Genomic DNA, 16298 nt, shown 5'->3' with positions numbered 1-16298 from the left:
AAGGAGGTGTCAGCGGTGGCTGTTTGTATCAAAGACTGTATTCAGAACATGAATCTGGTGATTGGCTGTACTATTGGTTGCAGCTACTGCTACGCCAGAAACAATGTCCGCCGGTTCCACATGATTGATGATTTTGAAAAGCCGGAGTTCTTCCCCGATAAGCTGCGGCTGATGGAGAAAAAGCGCCCACAGAATTTTCTACTCACCGGCATGAGCGATTTTTCCCACTGGAAGTCAGAGTGGCGGGAACAGATATTTGCCAAGATGACTGAAAACCCACAGCATCAGTATCTGTTCTTGACTAAGAGACCGGAGGGCATCGTCTTTTCCACCTCATTAGACAACGCTTGGTTTGGTGTAACTGTTGCCTCCAGCAAGGAAAAGGACCGCATCCAGGCTTTACGGGAGCATATCCATGGCGGACACTATCATGTGACCTTTGAACCTATGTTTGACGACATCGGCACAGTAGATCTTACCGGCATCGAATGGATCGTCATCGGTACTGAGACCGGACGCAGGAAGGGTAAAACCGTATCCAAACCGGAGTGGGTACGGAATTTGACCGATCAAGCTCACACACTGGGCATCCCTGTATTCATGAAGGAAGATCTACTTCCTATCATGGGAGAGGCACAAATGGTACAGGAATTTCCCCCGGCCTTTTACCGGGTATTGGAGGTGCAAAAAACATGGCGGAAGTGAACAACAACGGCATCCTGATCCGGGATGTGGAGACAAAAAATATCATGACAAAATCCACCCTGCCGGTGGGCGGCTATTCGGTCAATCCTTATGTAGGCTGTACCCATGGCTGCAAATACTGCTACGCTTCGTTCATGAAGCGATTTACCGGGCACACCGAACCGTGGGGTACATTCCTGGATGTGAAGCATTGGCCGGCAATCAAAAATCCGCAAAAGTACAAAGGGCAGCGCGTAGTCATCGGTTCTGTGACCGATGGCTATCTGCCCCAGGAGGCTCAGTTTCAGAACACCCGAAAGCTTCTTGAGCAGCTTCGGGGCAGCGAGGCGGAAATTCTCATCTGTACCAAGTCAGACTTGGTAATCCGTGATATCGACCTTCTGAAAGAATTGGGAAAGGTCACGGTTTCCTGGTCGATCAATACGCTGGACGAGGATTTCAAAAACGATATGGACAATGCCGTCAGCATCAAGCGGCGGCTGGATGCCATGAAACAGGTTTATGACGCAGGTATCCGCACCGTGTGCTTTATCGCTCCGGTTTTTCCCGGTATCACGGATTTCGAGGCCATCTTCCACCGGGTGAAGGACCAGTGCGACCTGGTGTGGCTGGAAAATTTGAATCTGCGGGGCGGTTTCAAAAAAGACATCTTAGACTATATCCAGGAGAAATATCCCCACCTGCTCCCCCTGTACGACACCATCTACAACAAGGGAGACAGAAGCTACTTCCGTGGTCTGGAAGAACAGGCGGAGCACCTTGCAAGAGAATGCGGTTGTCCCTTTGTGGACAACGAACTCCCCTACGGCCGGGCAGAGCCGGGACATCCGGTCATTGTGGATTATTTTTACCACGAGGAAGTACGCGGCTCTGAGAACACCGGGAAGCGAACTCAAAAAGTATGATCTTAGGGTGCTCTGAAACGTAGTATGGACAATCGACACCCACACTCTAAGTTACGTGTGTCAACGTGATAAAAATTATATTGGACAAACGCTTGACAACTTTTGTTTTGTAATTTCAAAATTTTCTCTGACCCATTTTTGACCCAGAATAGAATTGGAGCGGGCAGGGCTGGACGGAAACAATGGAAGATCCGCCGAGCGGACGGTGGTAAAAAGCACAAATCGGAGCCGAAATGACTCCGATTTGCCCTTGAGACTGCCTCATAACCCGGAGGTCGGAGGTTCAAGTCCTCCCTCCGCAACCAGATCGAGTGGATGTAACTGATTTCAGTTACATCCACTTCTTTTTTACCTGAAAGTATTGACACGGGCATCATTCGTGAGTATATTATAATGATTTAGCGAGAAACGCTGAATGGGCGGCATGGGAAGAGAAAGGATTCACAATATGAAACACGATTTCAAGTTCATATCCAAACATTCCCCACAGGTTAAGTCTGCCTATTCTGACCTTATGGAAATTCTCAGTCTTGTTCATGATGACTTGCGGAAGCAATACACTTTTCAGCATAAGCCGGTTGGCAGTTACTCTCGAAATATGATAACCTATGATGCAAAATCAAATATCGGTTTCGATTTTGACATCAATATTTATCCCAACGATGAAGAAAATCGCTTCACTGCAAAACAGATCAAATTACTATTCAAACAATCATTGGATAAATTTGCGCATCGGTATGGCTACGACTTTGCCGAAGACTCAACTCGCGTCTTAACCATCAAAGTTAAGGACCGAAAAAATTCCCGTATACTTCACAGCGTTGATTTTGCTTTTGTAAATGACTATGAAGACGACGATGGATACGATTGTCAGGAGTACATTCACTATAACAAGAAACAAAATGCTTATTCATGGTCAGAACAGTCTCAAGGATTCTATATGCTTCCGGAACGCTTTCAATGGATAAAAGATAATGGATTGAAAGGTGCGCTGTACACACTATACATCCGCAGGAAAAATAACAATGATGACCCAAACAAGCATTCCCGTTCACTATTCGCCGAAGCGGTCAATGCTTGTTATAATGAGAATTGTGATGAATAGGTTTTTGTGTCCGGAGCAGGTTTACGCCTGCTCCGGTTTTGCCCGTCCCCTGCGTTTCGTACACATCGATGTGGTCGATCAGCTCGTTCAACACCTGTTTGGTCAGCGTCCGCATTTCCATGAACTTGCGTATCGCATGAATGAATTCTTCCGCTCGTTTTCCTTTTCGCCCATTTCGGTCAGCTTCCTGCGCAGCTTCAGAATCTTCTTTTGCAGCTGCTCACGCTCATCGGAATATTCCTGCGAAAGAACACAGTAGTTATCCTCCGAGGTCTTGCCGCTGAGCTTGTCCTCATAAAGCGTTTTCAGTAGCTTGGGAATGATCTCAATTTTGCGCTGGTTTTCCCGGTCTTTTCAGCGGATACAGCACATCCCTCCAACCCGCACACGATCCCGCAGCCCCTGCATTTTCCAGAAACCCCCAACAGCGGCGGCTACATATTTTTGCCGCCATTGCAGAAAATAGGCATACCGCCGATGAAGAAGGGCAAGCACACCCACCATCGCCGGTAACAAAACTCAACAGCTGGAGGATGTATATAGATGAAAGCAACTGGGATCGTGCGGCGCATCGATGACCTGGGCCGGGTCGTGATCCCCAAGGAGATCCGCCGCACCATGCGTATCCGTGAGGGCGACCCGTTGGAGATCTACACCACACGGGACGGGGAAGTCATTTTCAAGAAGTACTCCCTCATCGGCGGGCTGGAGGACTTTGCCGCCCAATTCTGCGACACCCTGTCCCGCAACACGGATTTCACCGCCGCTGTCACCGACCGGGACGGCATCGTGGCCGTAGCCGGGGCCGGGAAGCGGGAGCTGCTGGGCAAGAACCTTTCTCCGCAGCTGGAGCAGATCATGGAGCAGCGCAGCATCTATCAGTACCGCTCCGGGCAGGAGCGGCTGCCGGTCTCCGAGAGCACCGGGCAGTATGCGGCGGCGGTGGCCGCCCCCATCCTGTGCGGCGGCGACGTGTTGGGGCTGGTACTCTTTGTCTCGGCGGAGGATCGTCTCCCCGGCGAGGGGGAGTACAAGCTGGCCCAAGCCGTGGCGGGTTTTCTGGGCAAGCACATGGAGACCTGACTGCAAAGGGAGCCGGGAGAGCGATGCTCTCCCGGCTCCCTTCGCCCGTTTATCCCAGCAGCCCGAAGGCTCCATGGATCAGCATACAGACCGCCATCCCCACCGCCGTCGGCAGCACCATGGCCAGCAGCGTCCACCGGCAGCCGCCGGTCTCCCGGCGGATGGTGAGGCAGGTGGTGCCGCAGGGGAAGTGCAGCAGGCACAGGGCCATCATACACAGGGCCGTCTCCGTGGTCCAGCCGCTGTGCAGCAAAATGGCCCGCAGCGCCTCCAGCCCGCCGCACTCCGTCAGCGTCCCGGTGTGCAGATAGCCCATCAGCAGAATGGGCAGCACGATCTCATTGGCGGGAAAGCCCAGCAGAAAGGCCAGCAGCACCATGCCGTCCAGCCCCATGAGCCGTCCCAGCGGGGACAGTACCCCGGCGGCCCGCTCCAGCAGAGAGACGCCCCCGGCGTCCATGTTCCCCATCCCCCAGATCAGCAGCCCCGCCGGGGCCGTCACCGTCAGCGCCCGTCCCAGCACAAACACCGTCCGATCCAGCAGGGAGCGCACCAGCACCCGCCCCACCTGGGGCAGGCGATAGGGCGGCAGCTCCAGTGAAAAAAAGGAGGGCTGTCCTCGCAGCACCGTGGCGCTCAGCAGCTTGGACATGGCCAGCGTCATGGCCACGCAGAACACGATGACCCCTAAAAACACCGCCGCTGCCAGTGCCGACCGCCCCGGCCCGGCGGCATCCCCCAGAAAGAACAGGCCGATCAGGGCGATCAGCGTAGGGAAGCGGCCGTTGCATGGAACGAAGCAGTTGGTGAGGATGGCCACCAGCCGCTCTCTGGGGCTGGCAATGATGCGGCAGCCGGTGACGCCGCAGGCGTTGCAGCCGAAGCCCATGGCCATGGTGAGGCTCTGCCGCCCGCAGGCGCCCGCCGCCCGGAAGCACCGATCCATGCAGAAGGCCACTCTGGGCAGATACCCGGCGTCCTCCAGCAGCGTGAACAGGGGGAAGAAGATGGCCATGGGAGGCAGCATCACCGCCACCACCCACGCCACCGTCCGGTAGATGCCGTCCACCACAGCCCCCTGCACCCACCACGGCGCTCCTGCCAGCAGACCCCGCAGTGGTTCCTCCAGCGCCGTCAGCCACCGGCTCAGCAGCCGGGAGGGGGCATTGGCCCCCTGTATGGTCAGGTAGAACACCAGCCCCAGCAGCAGAAGCATCACCGGAAAGCCTGTAAGCCGGGAGGTCAGCAGCCGATCCAGCCGCCGGTCCGGGGCGTGGGGGTCTGGCCCGGCGCACCGGACGCACTGCCGCCCGATCTCCTCCGCCAGCGCCACCACCGACGCTGTCAGGCTGTCCCGCAGGGCCTGCCCGGAGAGCGCTCCCAGCCGTTGCTGCGCCCGCTGCCACAGGGACTGTTCCCCCTCTGTGGGCGGGCTTCCCCACAGCAGCGCCACGGCCCGGCGGCGGGACATTCCCGTCTCCAGCAGTCCCAGCGCCGCCTCCACCGGAGGGGCGTAGGTCAGCTTCCAGCCGTCCTCCCATGGCTCCCGGCGGCACACCTCCGCCGCCTGATGCCGCAGCTCCGCCAAGCCCTTCCCGCTGCGGGCGGCGGTGGCCACCACCGGCACATCCAGCAGCTGCCCCAAGCGCCGGATCTGGGGCGTGACACCCCGGCGGGCCGCCTCGTCCATGAGATTCACGCACAGCACCAGCCGCTGGGTCTGCTGGCGGAGCTGTAGGGCCAAGATCAGCCCCCGCCGCAGGCAGGAGGCGTCCACTACCACAATGACGGCATCCGCCTGCCCGCTCTGCAAAAACGCCCCGGCCACTTCCTCCTCCGGCGAATCCGCCGCCAGAGAATAGGTCCCCGGCAGATCCACCAGCCGGAACCGCTGCCCCGCCTGCGAAAAATACCCCTCTGCCCGCTCCACGGTCTTGCCGGGCCAGTTGCCCGTGTGCTGGCGCAGCCCTGTCAGGCGGTTGAACACGGTGCTTTTTCCCACATTGGGGTTTCCCGCCAGCGCCACGGTATATGTATGCTCCACCACGCCTCCCCCTTCCCTAAGGATAGACCATTGTATGCCGCCCACCTCCGTTGGGTGCGGGGAGGGTGCGGAAGGGCCTCCAAGAGCGCACAAAAGCCCGCCAGCGGCGGGCTTTTGCGATGACGGAGAGGATGGCGGGCAATGCCCTCCCGACGCCAAAGGCGGCAGCCCTATGGGCTGCCGCCTGAGTCTGTCGAGAAAAGTGAGAACCTCTCGTCAACGGGGAGGAAGGGTGTGTGCGGGAAACCCGGGAAGGGTGTCCTGCACGATGATGATCCCCATTTTTCAGAACTTTTTTGAAGTTCTGAAAAATGCCTCAGCGTGTCGAAAAGACTTTTTCGATACGCTGAGGCGGCAGCCCTATGGGCTGCCGCCTTCTTACTCTGTAGGGAAACGGAATCACTCGGCCTTTTCCACAGCCTCGGTGCGGTAGATGAAGCGCACAGCGCCGTCCATGCCGTCCGTCAGACCGGAGAAGCTGCGGTAGTTGCGGGAGACCTCCACCGTGGCGGTCAGGCGCTCCGCCAGACCCTCCACGTCGTCGCCCAGCACGCTGACCAGCTTCTCCACGCCCTCCTCATTGAACTGCTTCAATCCATCGGAGAGCTGCATGGCGCCGTCCCGCAGCTGCTTCACGCCATCCAGCAGGGCGGGCATATTGCTCTGGAGCCGCTGAGCACCGGCGGCAGCCTGATCCACACCGGCGGTGTAGCTATTCAGGCCCATGTAGAACACGTTGTACTGGTCCAGCTGCTGCTTCAGGCTGCGGATCTGCACGGCACCGGCGGAGGCCTGCTCCGTAGCGGCCATGATCTTCTGCTGCACCTCGTCGGAGGCCATGGTCTCCTCGATCTTCAGCTGCACCTGCTGCTCCGTGGCGGCGTCGATCTTCTGCCGGATCTCCTCCGTCCCCATAAGGGCCGTCACATTCTCGGAGATGGTCTGCTGCATAGCCGGAGTCTGCACCTGCATCTCTACGGCGGCATCCACCTGCGCCTTCAGTTCAGGACTCTGCTGATACTGCTCCATGGTGTAGCCCATGGCGTTGAGCACCTGCCCCAGCACCTGCTGGCGCACCTGCTCCGTCACCTGCGCCGTTACCTGCTGCTGCACGGCCTCGGTCACAGCGGCACGGATCTGATCCCGTGCGGCCTCCACGGCGGCAGTCACCTGCTCACGGGCGGCCTGCTCGGCCAGCGTACCGGCCTCGTCCAGCTGGGCCAGCACGCCGCTCAGCACGGTGGTGTAGTTGTCAATGGTCAGGGAGGGGATGGTGATGCCCGCCTGCGCCAGCTGGGGCTGCAGCTGCTCATCGGCCATAGCCAGCAGGGAGGTAAAGACCTGCTTGGCCCCGGCGTTCAGGGCGCTGCTGTTGGAGCTGAGCTGATCCAGACCGTCCGTCAGCTGATCCACGCCGTCAGACAGCTGTCCGCAGCTGTCCAGCAGCGTGCAGAGTCCGTCATACAGCTGGGAGGAACCGTCCATCAGCTGATCCATGGCATCCGTGAGCTTGCCCAGAGAATCGGACAGGCTCCCCAGATCGCCGGAGGTAAGGTCGTCGGTATCCACCTCGTTGAGGAGGCTGTTGGAGACGACGGTGAGGGTGGTCTCCAGCGTAAAGTCCGTCACATCGGCACTGATCTCTACATAGTCGGGCAGGTCCAGCTGCTCCTTGCTGATGCCCAGATCCTCCTGCAGGCCGGGGAAGGCCATGCCCATGACGGCGATGCGGTCGCCGTCGTTGATGAGCTTACCGTTGGAGACGGTGACATTGGAGAAGTGGGAGGTATCCAGCAGGGCACCGGTAAGGGCCACGAAGGGGACATACACCTTCTGGCTGACGCCGTTGACGGTACGCACCTCATACTGGTTGTTTTCATACTCGAAGCGGATGGTCACCTTGCCGCTCTTGCCCGCCAGCTCGCTGGGGGTGACGGTCTTGCCGTCCAAGGTATAGTGGATGCTCATGCTCACCGGCAGCTCCTTCTGGATGGTGCCGGTCCAGCAGTCGTCCTTCACCTGCTGGGCGTCGTTCAGGCTCTCGATGGCCTTCTGGGCCTCGGCAGGCAGGGCGTTCTTGATCCAGTCGCTGACCAGAATTTTCTGGGTGCTGCCGTCGGCAGCGGTCATGACGTAAACCGTCTCGTCCTTGACGGCCTCCGTGTCGGAGGCGGAGGCAGCCGTCACCACGGCGGACGGGGCCTCGGTATCATTGGCGTCCTTGCCCACGGCGTAGGTGGTGACGCCGGCGGCGCCTACGGCCACCGCCATGGCTAAGATCACAGCCAGAAATTTATTCTTTTTCATTTTACAACCTCCTGTTTACCAATGAGATGGGTCATACCACGGGTGGTGCGGCACACGATGCCGTCGCACAGGATCAGCAGAGCCGACAGCACCAGCAGCACCAGCAGCACGCTGATGATAGCGCCACGGGCCATCAGCATACACATGGAGCCCACGATATCGATGTTGGAATACAGCGCCACGCCGAAGGTGGCGGCGAACAGGCCCATGCCGCTGACGATGATGGAAGGGGCCGAGGTCCGCAGGGCGGTCATGACGGCCTTCTTCTTGTCCTCGCCATTGAGCCGCTCCGCCTTGTAGCGGGTGGTCATCAGGATGGCGTAGTCCACCGTAGCGCCCAGCTGGATGGTACTGATACAGATGGGGGCGATGAAAGGCAGCGACTGACCCAGCACATGGGGCAGGCCCAGATTGATGAAGATAGCCAGCTCGATGACGGCGATCAGGATGAAGGGCAGGGAGAAGCTTCCCTCTACCAGCGTGATGATGATAAAGATGGCGGCGATGGAGATGGCGTTGACTACCTTGAAGTCGTGGTCCGTCGTCTCGATCATGTCCTTCATGCAGGGGGCCTCACCGATGAGCATTCCGCCCTCGTCGTACTTTTTCAGGATGGCGTTCAGCTGATCGATCTGCTGATTGACATCATCGGAGGCCACCTTATACTCGGAGTTGATGAGCAACAGCTCCCACTGGTCGCTCTCCAGCATGGAGCGCACGGAATCCGGCAGCACCTCCATGGGGATCATGGGACCTACCACGCTCTCCATGCCCAACACATACTTCACGCCCGGCACCTGCTCCATCTCGTCGATCATGGCCCGGACGTCGCTGTCCGGCAGATCGGCGTTCACCAGCAGCATATGGGTGGAGGCGATGTCAAACTCCTCGGAGAGCTTCTTGTTGGCGATGACGTACTCCATGTCCTCCGGCAGGCACTGGCCCATGTCGTAGTACACCTCATCGTTGGTCTTATCATAGCTGATGTAGGCCGGGGCAACAAGCAGGGCGAAGATCACCAAAAACACGGGGAAAATCTTGCACACGCCCTTGGCAAAGCCTCCCATATCGGGGATCAGGGACTTATGCCGTGTCCGCTGCAGAGGCTTATCAAGCACCAGGATCAGGGACGGCAGGATGGTCACGCAGCCCAGCACGCCCAGCAGCACGCCCTTAGCCATGACGATACCCAGGTCACGGCCCAGCGTGAAGGACATGAAGCACAGGGCGATGAAGCCGGCAATGGTGGTGGCAGAGCTGCCGATGACGGAGGTAAAGGTGTTGTGGATGGCCACCGCCATGGCCTCCTTGTGGTCGCTCTGCAGGGTCAGCTGCTCGTTGTAGCTGTGCCACAGGAAGATGGAGTAGTCCATGGTCACAGCCAGCTGCAGCACCGCAGACAGGGCCTTGGTGATGTAGGAGATCTCTCCCAGAAAGAAGTTGCTGCCAAGGTTATACACGATGGCCATGCCGATGCTGGCCAGAAACACGAAGGGCACCAGCCAGCCGTCCAGCAGCAGCATCATGGCGGCGCAGGCACAGGCCACGGCCAGCGCCACATAGATAGGCTCCTCCTGCTCGCACAGGTCCTTCAGATCCGTCACCAGTGCCGACATACCCGACACGAAGCACTGCTTGCCGGCGATGGAGCGGATCTCACGGATGGCGTCCATGGTCACGTCCTCCGAGGTGGCGGAGTCGAAGAACACCGCCAGCATGGTGGCGTCATCGGTATTGAACTCGTTATACAGCTTATCCGGCAGCAGCTCCATGGGGATGGAGAGGTCCGCCACGGAATCGTACCACAACACGCTCTCCACGTGGTCCACCTGCTGGATCTTCTCCTTCAGCTGGGCCACCTCCTGCACCGGCATATCCTGCACCACGATGAAGGAGAAGGCTCCCTTGCCGAAGTCCTCCTTCAACGTCTCCTGCCCGATGACGGTATCCATGTCGCTGGGCAGATAATCCAGCATATCGTAGTTGATCCGGGTACCCAGCATCCCAAACACCGCCGGCACCAGCAGGATCAATGCGATCATCAGGATCAGAACACGGTTTTTTACCACCGCTTTAGACAATCCCATTGCATCTCGTTCCTTTCTCACTTGATCTCAAATTCGTCTGTCTCGATGACGTCCGGCTGCTGGTGGCGGATGATCTTCACCGTCAGCAGAGCCACCAGCAGATTCATCACGCCGTCCAGAAACAGCGACGCACCCAGGAGCATGGTCAGCGCCTGCGCCCCCTCGCCGGGCCGCAGCACCAGCAGCACGCCCAGCACACCGGCGCACGCCGCCGCCAGCAGGATGGCCCACCAGCGGTCGATGCCGAAGCGCTTGGCGTCCACGGCGATCTGCACCTTGAACAGCCCGTCCGACAGCACCAGAATGCCGTACACCACGCACAGAAAGCCGATGGTCTCGCCGGGATGGGTCAGTGTTACGATGCCCAAGGCCATCAGCAGCACGCCGAAGGCCAGATCGTACTGGAAGGCCAGCCGAAACAGGTCACGGGACAGATACCCCGCCACCTTCACGGCACCAAACACGATCATCCCAATGCCCAGCAGCTCTCCGATGACGGCCACCGACACGCCGGGCCATACAAACAGCACCACGCCCAGCACGCACAGCAGCACCGACATGATGATGTATCCTGTTTTGGCCGCTCGCATAGGGGTCACAGAACGCATGATACGCATCTCCCTCACTTTTGATGGTCTGAGTTTACCGCTTTCGGCGGCGGGAGAAAATGGACAAAAAATGCCGGGTGTCTGAAAGTCAGACACCCGGACGCAAATTGCCCAGTTTTTAGGCAGTCAGGGGGTATTTGCCTAAATTTTCAATGGTCCTCCCGGCTGCGCTCGATGATGAGCTCCGGCAGGCCGTGGCACAGGCGGCTGATACGCCGCAGCTCCTCCAGCGCCTCATCCTGCATCCCGCCGCTGATCCAGTCGATGCACATTCCGAAGAGTTGGCACTTGATGAAGCGGATCACCGCCCGGCGGTCCGCCTCCGGCAGCTGGTGCTGGGGGAAGGCGGTATCGATGTAGGTGGTGACGGCGTACTCGCACAGACGCATGGTGCTCTCCTCGAAGAGGTCACGGTTCACGGAGTGGTAGATGTGCATCACGGCGCTGCGGTTTTGCAGAGCGTAGCGGAAGGCCATCTCGCAGCACTCGTCCAGCGTGGAGATGGTGGGGTACTCCTCAATGAGCTGGTCGGTGTAGGAGGTGATGATCTCAGCGATGAGGGAGGGGATATCCTGAAAATGGTAGTAAAAGGAGTTGCGGTTGATGCCGCATTTTTCCACAATATCCCGAACGCTGATCTTGTTCAGAGGTTTTTCGTTGAGCAGCTGCAAAAACGCCGTTTCAATGGCCTGCTTGGTAAAATTTGCCATACATACCTCCGTCTCTTCTGCACATACTCTCTCGGAAAATTGATTATAACAGATTTTTCCCCGGCTGACAACCCTCCCAAAGCGCCCAAAATGGGGCATACTATCCCTGCCGTCACGACCGACGGCAGCCAAGAACAGGAGGTCCATGCCATGCGAAAGAAAAAGCCCTTTCACGACCCGGCGCCGGATATCCACGACTTTCCCGGCGTTCCGGAGAGCACCTTCGATCTGGTAAACCAGTACGGCACCTACAACATCCAGCCCACCTCCCACACGGAGAATCTGTTTCCTCTCATCGGGCCGGAGCTGCCGGAGCGCTGGCGCACCATGCGTCTGGGAAAGGACGATCTGGAGGACTTGTAGCGGAAGTCTGCGGGGCAGACGCATCAGGGGCGGGCGCATTTGCGCCCGCCCCTGATGCGCTTTTCTCTTGCAGGCTGTGTCGAAATATGGTAGGATGGATGTATACCATATGGTATAGCGACCCCCAAATACATGATTCGGAGGAAAGAGAAGCGATGAAGCAGATGAAACGGGCCGCAGGTCTGCTGCTGGCGCTGGTACTGGTGCTGAGCATGGCCGCCTGCGGTAAGAAGGACGGAGACGGCGGCGACAGCCAATCCGGCTTCCAGCGTGGCACGATTGAAAACGGCATTTACACCAACACCTTCGTGGGCATCGGCTGCCAGCTGAGCGATGACTGGACCTACTACACCGACGAGCAGCTGGCAGAGCTGTCCGGCGTGGTGGCCGAGAGCAGCGAGGAGATGCAGAAGGCCATGGAGGATGGCAAGAGCACCTATGATATGTTCGCCAGCGCCATGGAGGGCCTTGTGACCATAAACGTGGTGTATGAGGATCTGGGCGCTCTGTACGGCAAGCTGCTGGACGAGGCGGGCTATCTGGAGATCGCCGTACCCAAGCTGGAAGATGCTCTGGCCTCCATGGGGCTATCCAACGTGAAGGTGGAGCAGACTCCGGTGCAGTTCGCCGGTCTGGTTCGGGAGGGCGCTGTTATCTCCGGCGAGATGGACGGCGTCCCCATGTATGAGACGCTGGTGTGCATCAAGCAGGAGGGCTATATGTGCTGCGTGACCATGTGCAGCTGGACGGAGGATATCACCGCCGATCTGGCGGAGCTGTTCTATCAGGCGTAAGCCAAGGCGAAACAAATAAACAGGAGGCCGCAGACAATGCCTGCGGCCTCCTGTTTTTTTGGTTTATTACAGCTCCGGGGCGGCGTTGGTGCGCTGGGAGCGCAGACGGTAAGTGACCTTCTTCAGCTTCCGGCTTCTCATGGAGCTGATGGCCGTGGGGATGGCGCCCAGCAGCGTGAAGGCATACAGCTTCACCAGCTCCCCGATGTAGGTGGAGGAATCGATGATCTCCTGACGCAGCATCTCCGGGATCATGCGGAAGCAGTCCAACAGGCTCAGCTCGTAGTAGTCCTTCAGCTCGTTATAGACGGCGACGGACCAATCCAGCTGGTAGCCCACGTAGGTCATGCCCAGCATCAGCACGATGCTGACCACCAGACCCACGGTGGAGAACCGGCCGCCCAGCAGCTCATAGCCCTTCATGGTGCAGATGGCCATGACGATACCGCTGACTGCCGCCACGTAGCCCAGCTGGCCCAGCAGCACGATGCACGCCACGCCCAGCAGAGAACCCAGCAGCGCACCCACGGTGCCGGCCACCACGTTCTCCTTCTTGCCCAGCTCCGCCTGCTGGTTCTGCTCCTGCAGATGGCCCAGCTGCTGGTAGCAGCTGTCACACAGCAGGGAGGGGACCCCGGTCATGATGCAGGGGTCCGTCTCCACGGCGCTGCCGCAGTTCTGGCAGCAGTTATCATAGCCGGAGGCGTGCAGGAACTCCACCACGGCGGCTACGGCCTCCGCCAGCTTCTCCACCTGATTGGGATTGCCGAAGCGGACATTCAGGGTCAGCTCCACCCGGCTGCGCCGGACGGAGACGCCCGTCACCAGACGGGTCCCCTTGACGAATTGCCGGATGGCGGACTGATCCGGCTCCTGCCCCAGCTTGTGCAGGGACAGGGTCATAACGGCAAGGCCCTGATCGTTGCGCCAGAGCATGGTCTGGTAGCCGCCGACGCTGCCGAAGAGGATGCTGCTCTCGCCGTCCACCGTCAGATGCAGACGCTGGGCGGTCTGGTCCAGAAAGGTCTTTTCTTTTTGAGTCATGGGGTAGTTCTCCTTTTCTCTCTTTCACATGGTTTACACACAACTAGGCCGGAGGATCGTCAGAAGGAGACGACCTCCTCCTTGGGCTTTTCGCAGGGGGCGATGGCGGTGACATACAGCACCGGGCCCTCGCCCTGATAGGCGTCATTGGCCTCTTTCTTCACCGTGGCGGTGATCTCCACCCACTGGCGGTTCTTGAACCTCTCCAGCCCCTCGCCCTTGGCCACCAGAGCCAAAAACTGCATATCGTTCTCGCAGCAGACCATGGCGAAGCGGCCGGGGCAGTGGACACCCTTGAACTTCTTGGAGTGGCACATGACGGCCTTATACCGCACGGTGACACCGTCATAGCGGTCGGGGTTGTCCATCATATCCACATACCAGACACCGTAGTCGTCGTCCGGCACATCCAGATGGCCGTCGGAGAGATCGAAGGGGGACATCTCCGGAGTGACGTACTCCTCACTGGTGCCGTCCTCGTTCTCCAGATAGATATCGGCCCGGCGGTTCACCATCCGCAGGTTGCGGCTGCGGAGCTGGGCCCGCAGCTCCTCGTTGCAGTGGTTGAAGATCAGCATATCGGCGTTGCTGATCTTCTCCATCATCAGCTGGCCCATATTCTTCACATACATCTCGAAGCTTCTGGCGTCCACCAGACACATGATCTGGTAGAGGATCCAGTTGGCAGGCAGGCCGTCCCGGTACAGAGGCTCGATCATCCACATACCGTTATACTCGATGATGACCTGCTTGGGCCGGTACTGCTTCTCCAGCTTCTTGAACAGCTCCGGAGTCAGCTGACTCTGCTCGTCCACCGTGTAGGTGAACACATTGCCCAGCACACGGGGGTCGTACTCCAGCTCCCCCTCCTCGCAGCAGATCAGCAGGGTGCGGTCCTCCTCGGCAAAGCCGTCCCGGAGGATACCGTTGATGAAGCCGGTTTTTCCGGAATCCAGAAACCCGGCGATGAGATAGACAGGAATATCCATAGTTCCTCGCTCCTTACAGGTGTTACAGGCTGAACAGCTCTTTGAGCTTGTCCTCCTTCAGCTGGGCGCCGATGACGCACAGGCGGCCGGTGTAGTCGGCGCTGCCGTAGCGGACGTCCTGCTCCTCAGGGACATAGTCGAAGTGCAGCCACTTGCCGCCGCTGGGAACGATGCCCTTGGCCCGGAGGATGGCGCCGTAGTCGCCGGTATCCAGCGCCGTCAGGATGCGGCGGATGTCCTCCTCCGTGTAGGAGTGGACCGTCTCGGCGCCCCAGCTGGTGAACACCTCGTCGGCGTGGTGGTGATGGTGGTGGCAGGAGCACTCCGGGTCGTCGCACTCGCCGTCATGGTGATGGTGATGCTCATGCTCGTCGTGGTCATGATGGTGGTCATGTTCCTCGTGGTCATGGTGGCAGCAGCCCTCGTGATGGTGATGCTCATGTTCGTCGTCATCGTCATCATCGTCGTGGTGATGGCCGCAGCAGCAGTGGCCCTCGTCCTCGTCGTGGTCATGATGATGGTGATGCTCGTCATGGTCATCATGCTCATCATGGTCGTGGTGGTGATGGTGGTGCTCCGCCTCCTCCGCCTCGTGCTCGGCCTGCATCCTGGCCAGCAGCTCATCGGCCAGAGAGACCTTTTCCACAGCGGACAGCAGAGTCTTGCCGTCCAGCTGGTCCCACGGGGTCGTGAGGATGGCGGCGGTGGGATTCTTCTCCCGCAGCAGAGCCACGGCGGCCTCCAGCTTTTCCTGAGACAGCTTCTGGGTCCGGGAGAGGATGATGGTGCCGGCAGACTCGATCTGATTGTTGTAGAACTCACCGAAGTTCTTCATATACACCTTCACCTTGGTGGCGTCGGCCACGGTGACGAAGGAGTTCAGCTTCATATCCGGCTCGTCCCGAACGGTGTTCTCCACCGCCACGATAACGTCGGAGAGCTTACCTACGCCGGAGGGCTCGATGAGGATGCGGTCCGGGGCGAACTGCTCATGGACCTGGCGCAGAGCCTTGTTGAAGTCACCCACCAGAGAGCAGCAGATGCAGCCGGAGGACATCTCGCTGATCTGCACGCCGGAATCCTTCAGGAAACCGCCGTCGATGCTGATCTCCCCGAACTCGTTTTCAATGAGTACCAGCTTCTCGCCCTGATAGGCCTCGCTGAGCATCTTCTTGATGAGCGTGGTCTTACCGGCGCCCAGAAAACCCGATACAATGTCGATTTTTGTCATAAAACAACCCTTCTTTTCTCCTCCACCATGGCAGAGGACAATTTTTCTCTTATATCATACCCTATTTTTCCAAAAATGCAAGAGGGGGAGACGACTCTCCGCCGCCGGGGCGGAAAACTTTTCTTGACAGGATACTCATACGGCGTTATACTGTACTCACTATAAACGAAAGGAGGCGTACACCATGACGAAGATCAAGCTGACCAGTAAGGGGATCATCGTGTGCGCCGCCGGATCGGCCCGATAAAGGGGCCGATGTGACCGTACTCTGTGTGCGTCCCCGTCCGGGGGCGCATTTTTTGTACGCTGCCGGATGCCGGCGG

14 protein-coding genes and 1 pseudogene are annotated in these 16298 nt (G+C 58.8%); 6 read left to right on the top strand and 9 right to left on the bottom strand.

From position 1 onward, the window contains the following. Window positions 1-15: 15 nt before the first annotated feature. The 3 genes from KJS28_RS11400 (at window position 16) to KJS28_RS11390 (ending at window position 2715) form a co-directional block, all read left to right on the top strand. Complete coding sequence (locus KJS28_RS11400; protein WP_213541068.1) at window positions 16-705, top strand: radical SAM mobile pair protein A; 690 nt, start codon at window positions 16-18, stop codon at window positions 703-705. Beyond that, a complete protein-coding gene (locus KJS28_RS11395) occupies window positions 693-1610 on the top strand; it encodes a radical SAM mobile pair protein B (RefSeq protein ID WP_213541067.1) in 918 nt (305 codons plus the stop codon). Before KJS28_RS11400 ends, KJS28_RS11395 begins: the two co-directional genes overlap by 13 nt. A gap of 448 nt (window positions 1611-2058) precedes the next feature. Further along, window positions 2059-2715, top strand: coding sequence for a hypothetical protein (locus tag KJS28_RS11390; protein WP_213541066.1), 657 nt, complete (start codon window positions 2059-2061; stop codon window positions 2713-2715). Here KJS28_RS11390 and KJS28_RS12875 read toward each other — a convergent pair. Further along, a pseudogene (locus tag KJS28_RS12875) lies at window positions 2681-2872 on the bottom strand (DUF4368 domain-containing protein); the annotation flags it as partial. The gene KJS28_RS11390 and the pseudogene KJS28_RS12875 sit on opposite strands and share 35 nt — an antisense overlap. A gap of 386 nt (window positions 2873-3258) precedes the next feature. Between KJS28_RS12875 and KJS28_RS11380 the strand changes: the two are divergent. Then, window positions 3259-3798 carry a stage V sporulation T C-terminal domain-containing protein gene (locus tag KJS28_RS11380; protein ID WP_213541065.1) on the top strand — a complete coding sequence of 180 codons (540 nt, stop codon included), beginning with the start codon at window positions 3259-3261 and terminating at the stop codon, window positions 3796-3798. A gap of 49 nt (window positions 3799-3847) precedes the next feature. Here KJS28_RS11380 and feoB read toward each other — a convergent pair whose 3' ends face one another. From feoB to KJS28_RS11355, 5 genes are all read right to left on the bottom strand, one after another. Then, complete coding sequence (feoB, locus tag KJS28_RS11375) at window positions 3848-5842, bottom strand: ferrous iron transport protein B (RefSeq protein ID WP_213541064.1); 1995 nt, start codon at window positions 5840-5842, stop codon at window positions 3848-3850. A 399-nt stretch (window positions 5843-6241) separates the two neighbouring features. Further along, window positions 6242-8149: a hypothetical protein gene (locus KJS28_RS11370; protein WP_213541063.1), complete on the bottom strand. Its 1908-nt coding sequence runs from the start codon at window positions 8147-8149 to the stop codon at window positions 6242-6244. Continuing rightward, window positions 8146-10236 (bottom strand): efflux RND transporter permease subunit, encoded by a 2091-nt coding sequence (locus tag KJS28_RS11365; protein WP_213541062.1) that lies wholly within the window; start codon window positions 10234-10236, stop codon window positions 8146-8148. The genes KJS28_RS11370 and KJS28_RS11365 overlap by 4 nt, the downstream gene beginning before the upstream one ends. 17 nt (window positions 10237-10253) lie before the next feature. Further along, window positions 10254-10844 (bottom strand): HdeD family acid-resistance protein, encoded by a 591-nt coding sequence (locus KJS28_RS11360; protein ID WP_228298394.1) that lies wholly within the window; start codon window positions 10842-10844, stop codon window positions 10254-10256. 149 nt (window positions 10845-10993) lie between these two features. Further along, on the bottom strand, window positions 10994-11554 hold the full coding sequence (locus KJS28_RS11355) for a TetR/AcrR family transcriptional regulator (protein ID WP_213541060.1): 561 nt from the start codon (window positions 11552-11554) through the stop codon (window positions 10994-10996). Between the two features lie 150 nt (window positions 11555-11704). Here KJS28_RS11355 and KJS28_RS11350 point away from each other — a divergent pair, with 150 nt between their 5' ends. Continuing rightward, on the top strand, window positions 11705-11917 hold the full coding sequence (locus tag KJS28_RS11350; RefSeq protein ID WP_021858514.1) for a hypothetical protein: 213 nt from the start codon (window positions 11705-11707) through the stop codon (window positions 11915-11917). Window positions 11918-12072: 155 nt separating this feature from the next. Further along, entirely contained in the window at window positions 12073-12711 is a 639-nt protein-coding gene (locus tag KJS28_RS11345) for a hypothetical protein (protein WP_213541059.1), read from the top strand. Window positions 12712-12777: 66 nt separating this feature from the next. On the opposite strand, the gene KJS28_RS11340 is transcribed toward KJS28_RS11345, so the two are convergent. The 3 genes from KJS28_RS11340 to KJS28_RS11330 are packed head-to-tail and all read right to left on the bottom strand — an operon-like array spanning window position 12778 to window position 15975. Then, window positions 12778-13755, bottom strand: a complete 978-nt coding sequence (locus KJS28_RS11340) for a hypothetical protein (protein ID WP_213541058.1) — start codon at window positions 13753-13755, stop codon at window positions 12778-12780. 59 nt (window positions 13756-13814) lie between these two features. After that, a complete protein-coding gene (locus tag KJS28_RS11335; RefSeq protein ID WP_213541057.1) occupies window positions 13815-14744 on the bottom strand; it encodes a TIGR03943 family putative permease subunit in 930 nt (309 codons plus the stop codon). 22 nt (window positions 14745-14766) lie between these two features. Further along, complete coding sequence (locus tag KJS28_RS11330; RefSeq protein WP_213541056.1) at window positions 14767-15975, bottom strand: CobW family GTP-binding protein; 1209 nt, start codon at window positions 15973-15975, stop codon at window positions 14767-14769. Window positions 15976-16298 lie beyond the last annotated feature (323 nt).

The sequence above is a fragment of the Vescimonas coprocola genome (genome assembly GCF_018408575.1).
Classification (GTDB): Bacteria; Bacillota; Clostridia; order Oscillospirales; family Oscillospiraceae; genus Vescimonas; species Vescimonas coprocola.
The sequence above is the reverse complement of the archived record's forward strand: the minus strand, read 5'-3'. Positions and strand labels throughout refer to the sequence as shown.

What these genes read in the sequence shown, in the direction of transcription:
- KJS28_RS11395 (WP_213541067.1), top strand. Translation starts at nt 693, where the DNA reads ATGGCGGAAGTGAACAACAACGGCATCCTGATCCGGGATGTGGAGACA.
- KJS28_RS11390 (WP_213541066.1), top strand. Translation starts at nt 2,059, where the DNA reads ATGAAACACGATTTCAAGTTCATATCCAAACATTCCCCACAGGTTAAG.
- KJS28_RS11380 (WP_213541065.1), top strand. Translation starts at nt 3,259, where the DNA reads ATGAAAGCAACTGGGATCGTGCGGCGCATCGATGACCTGGGCCGGGTC.
- KJS28_RS11370 (WP_213541063.1), bottom strand. Translation starts at nt 8,149, where the DNA reads ATGAAAAAGAATAAATTTCTGGCTGTGATCTTAGCCATGGCGGTGGCC.
- KJS28_RS11365 (WP_213541062.1), bottom strand. Translation starts at nt 10,236, where the DNA reads ATGGGATTGTCTAAAGCGGTGGTAAAAAACCGTGTTCTGATCCTGATG.
- KJS28_RS11360 (WP_228298394.1), bottom strand. Translation starts at nt 10,844, where the DNA reads ATGCGTTCTGTGACCCCTATGCGAGCGGCCAAAACAGGATACATCATC.
- KJS28_RS11355 (WP_213541060.1), bottom strand. Translation starts at nt 11,554, where the DNA reads ATGGCAAATTTTACCAAGCAGGCCATTGAAACGGCGTTTTTGCAGCTG.
- KJS28_RS11350 (WP_021858514.1), top strand. Translation starts at nt 11,705, where the DNA reads ATGCGAAAGAAAAAGCCCTTTCACGACCCGGCGCCGGATATCCACGAC.
- KJS28_RS11345 (WP_213541059.1), top strand. Translation starts at nt 12,073, where the DNA reads ATGAAGCAGATGAAACGGGCCGCAGGTCTGCTGCTGGCGCTGGTACTG.
- KJS28_RS11340 (WP_213541058.1), bottom strand. Translation starts at nt 13,755, where the DNA reads ATGACTCAAAAAGAAAAGACCTTTCTGGACCAGACCGCCCAGCGTCTG.
- KJS28_RS11335 (WP_213541057.1), bottom strand. Translation starts at nt 14,744, where the DNA reads ATGGATATTCCTGTCTATCTCATCGCCGGGTTTCTGGATTCCGGAAAA.
- KJS28_RS11330 (WP_213541056.1), bottom strand. Translation starts at nt 15,975, where the DNA reads ATGACAAAAATCGACATTGTATCGGGTTTTCTGGGCGCCGGTAAGACC.